The 3873-nt window shown below is 70.7% G+C and carries 2 protein-coding genes; both read right to left on the reverse strand.

The genetic code is table 11. The features are described from left to right. Positions 1-1708, reverse strand: a 1708-nt coding sequence (locus IH13_RS0100065; RefSeq protein ID WP_031079863.1) for a type I polyketide synthase, incomplete at its 3' end; no start/stop codon positions are given. A gap of 25 nt (positions 1709-1733) precedes the next feature. Then, on the reverse strand, positions 1734-3873 hold a 2140-nt coding region (locus IH13_RS0100070), incomplete at its 5' end, for an SDR family NAD(P)-dependent oxidoreductase (protein ID WP_031079864.1).

The raw sequence follows: 3873 nt of genomic DNA on the forward strand, positions 1-3873 counted from the left end.
AGAACAACACCGCCAGACCACCGGGTGCGGTCGTTCCACGGACCACCCGCGCCCCGTCGCCGGAATCGGCAAGATCCCGTACGCCGTCCAGAATGTCTTCGCGTCCGGCCGCGAGCACCACGGCCCGGTGCTCGAGGGCAGCGCGGCCCACGGCAAGGGAGTAGCCGATGTCGAGCGCGCCCGAGGGCGCGTCAGCCGTCTCCACATGCGCGAGCAAGGCTTGGGCCTGTGTCTTCAGTGCCTGGGCACCGGCCGCCGAGACGAGCCACGGGATGACCGGCGGGACCCAGCCGGGGACGGCCTCGTCGGCGCCGTCGGCGTTGTCCCGCACCGGTGCCTGCTCGACGATGATGTGCGCGTTGGTGCCACTCACACCGAACGACGACACCCCCGCCCGGCGCGGCTGCCCGGTCTCCGGCCAGTCCGCCGGCTCGGTCAACAGTCTTACCGCACCCGCCGACCAGTCGACGTGGGGCGTCGGCTCGTCCACATGCAGGGTCTGCGGGAGCGAGGCGTGGCGCAGCGCCATGACCATCTTGATCACACCGGCCACACCTGAAGCAGCTTGCGCGTGACCGAAGTTGGACTTCATCGAGCCCAGCAGCAGGGGGCGGTCCTGCGGCCGGTCCTGGCCGTAGGTCTCGACCAGGGCCTGGGCCTCGATGGGGTCACCCAGCACGGTGCCGGTGCCGTGGGCCTCGACGGCGTCGATCTGGGCGGGTGAGAGGGCGGCATTCGCGAGGGCCGCTCGGATGACGCGCCGCTGAGAGGGGCCGTGAGGTGCCGTCAGACCGTTGGACGCGCCGTCCTGATTCACGGCGGAGCCCCGTACGACCGCCAGTACGTTGTGTCCGTTGCGCATCGCGTCGGACAGCCGCTCCACGAGAAGCACGCCCACGCCCTCGGCCCAGCCCGTGCCGTCGGCGGCCGCTGCGAACGACTTGCAGCGGCCGTCGCCGGCGAGGCCGCCCTGCTGGCTGAACTCGGCGAACGCGCCGGGGTTGTTCATGACGGTCACGCCGGCTGCCAGGGCGAGTGTGCACTCGCGCTGACGCAGCGCTTGGACGGCCAGGTGAAGAGCCACGAGCGAGGACGAGCACGCGGTGTCCACCGTCACCGCGGGCCCTTGCAGGCCGAGCGAGTACGCGATGCGGCCGGATACGACGCTGCCGGCGGTGCCGGTGACGTAGTAGCCGTCGACGTTGTCGTCGGACTGGCGCAGGCTGGTCTCGTAGCCGGAGCTCTGTGCACCGACGAAGACACCGGTCTGGGTGGAGTGGAGGGAGGTCGGGGCGATCCCGGCCCGCTCCAGTGCCTTCCACGACTCCTCGAGCAGGAGGCGCTGCTGCGGATCCATGGAAAGCGCCTCACGCGGCGAGATCCCGAAGAACGAGGCGTCGAAGTCGGTGGCACCGTCGACGAAACCGCCCTCGAAGGTCGTCGCGTTGGCGCCGTCCGCCTGGTAGAGCCCGTCGAGGTCCCAGCCGCGGTCGGTCGGGAACGTGTCCACCGCGTCGGTACCGGAGGCGACCAGACGCCACAGGTCTTCGGGACTCGCCACCCCACCCGGGTAGCGGCAGCTCATCCCGATGATCGCGATCGGCTCCCTGGCCGCGCCGGTGAGCTGGGTGTTCTCCCTCCGCAACCGGTCGACCTCTTTGAGAGACGCGCGCAGCGCTTCGAGAACCTTGTCACCCGAACTAGCCATCATGAACTCCACACTTCGCGCATCATCAGGAATCGCCGTTGCCCAGAGCCATCTGAATCAGGCTCTCGGCGTCCATCTCGTCGATCGAGTCGTTGTCGTCACCCGCGGTCGAGGAGGCATGTCCTCCGTCGTGTTCATCCGCGAGCGTCATCAAGGTGTCCAGCAGTCCGGCCGCCCTCAGCCGGTCCAGGGGCACGGTGGCCAGTGCACTGCGCACCACGGCCTCGTCCAAGTCGCCGTACGCGACGGTGTCCTCGCTGCCGGCCCGGCCGGACTCCGGAAGCAGCTTGCTCCGCAGGTAGGTGATGAGGGCGGAGGGCGTCGGGTGGTCGAAGACCAGCGCGGCCGGCAGCCGCAGGCCTGTCGCCTCGGCGAGCCGGTTGCGCAGCTCGACCGCCGTCAGCGAGTCGAACCCGAGATTGCGGAAGGCCCGGTCGGGGCGTACCGCGTTCGGTGTGTCCAGCCGCAGCACGGTGGCCGCTCGCTCCTGTACGAGCTCCAGCAGCATGTGGTCCTGCTCCGGCCCCGACAGCTCCCTCATACGCCGGGTCAGCGCGTCGGCCGTGCCGGCGGCCTCGGTCTCCGCGGTTCCCTCGGTCTTCTCGAGCACGGCCCGTACTTCGGGCAGGCCGGCGATGAGCGGGCTCTGCCGCAGGGTCGTGAACGCGGTGGCGAACCGTGGCCAGTCCACGTCCACCGTGACGATCGGTGGTTCGTCGTGCTCGATCGCCTGTTGCAGGGCGGCAACCGCCAGGCCCGGATCCATCGGGGCCAGGCCCAGTCGTGTCAGCTGCTCGCCTGTGTCACCGGCCGCCATTCCGCTGTCGGCCCACTGACCCCATGCCACGGAAGTGGCGGCCCAGCCCCGGGCGCGGCGACGGTGGGCCAGCGCGTCGAGTGCCGCGTTCGCGGTGGCGTACGCGGCCTGACGCGCACTGCCCCATACCCCGGCGATGGACGAGAACATGACGAACGCGTCCACCGTTCCGCCGAGCAGTTCGTCCAGGTGGGCGGCGCCCGCCGTCTTGCCGGACAGGACCTCGGCGAACGCGGCCGGCTCCGTGTCCGCGAGGGCGACGCTGTCGCTGATCCCGGCGGTGTGGATGACGCTGCGGACAGGGCTGCCTTCCTTGCTCAGTCGCCCGACGAGCTCGGCCACTTGGGACCGGTCGGCGACGTCGCAGGCGATCACTGACACCTTGGTGCCCAGAGCCGTGAGCTCCGCCTCCAGTTCTTCTGCGCCTGGCGCGGCGATGCCCCGTCGGCTGGTCAGGACGAGCCGCTCAGCACCTCGCCCGGCCAGCCACCTGGCCACATGCCCGCCCAGGGCACCTGTGCCACCGGTGATGAGCACGGTGCCTTCGGCCTTCCACGGAGTGCTGGAGCCGGCTCCGCCAAGGGGTGCCCTCACCAGCCGGCGGCCGAAGGCGCCGGCCTGGCGCAGAGCCATCTGATCTTCTCCGGCCGGGTCGGAGAGGATGCCGCACAGGCTGTCGGTCATGCGCGTCTCGACCCCGTCGGCCGGCAGGTCGATGAGGCCGCCCCAGTTACCGGGCCGCTCCAGGCCGACGACCCTTCCCATCCCCCATACCTGCGCCTGGGCGACGCTCACGGTACGGTCGGTGGTCGCGCTGACCTGCACGGCTCCCATGGTGGCGCACCACAGGGGGGCCTGAAGTTCCACGGCGTCGAGAGCCTGCACCAGGGCCAGCGTCGATGTCACGGCGGCGGGAACCGCAGGGTGCACGGGATCAGGGCTCTCGTCCGCCCCGAGGAACGACAGCACTCCGGCAACTTCGTCGTCGCTAGCGTCGACGAGTCGGCGGAGGTGTGCGGCCAGTGTGTCCCGGTCGGATTCGCCCGGCGGCACCACGAGGGCCGTCACGCGTGCTCCGTGCTCCGCCAGGGCCGCGTCACAGGCGCAGGCCGTCGCATCGTCGCGCAGCGCCTCCGGTATCAGCACGATCCATCGTCCGGAGAGCCTGGAGACATTCGCCTCGCCCAGCGGCGTCCAGTCGATGCGATAGCGCCAGCGGTCGATGGTGGCCCCGTTGCGGCGGTCACGCCGCCAGGACGCGAGCGCAGGCAGAACCGTCTGCAGGGCAACCTCACTCTGCGTCCCGCCCAGAGTGCGCATCAGGGCGTCCAGATCCTCGCCCTCGACG

Source organism: Streptomyces sp. NRRL WC-3549 (assembly GCF_000721935.1).
Taxonomy (GTDB): domain Bacteria; phylum Actinomycetota; class Actinomycetes; order Streptomycetales; family Streptomycetaceae; genus Streptomyces.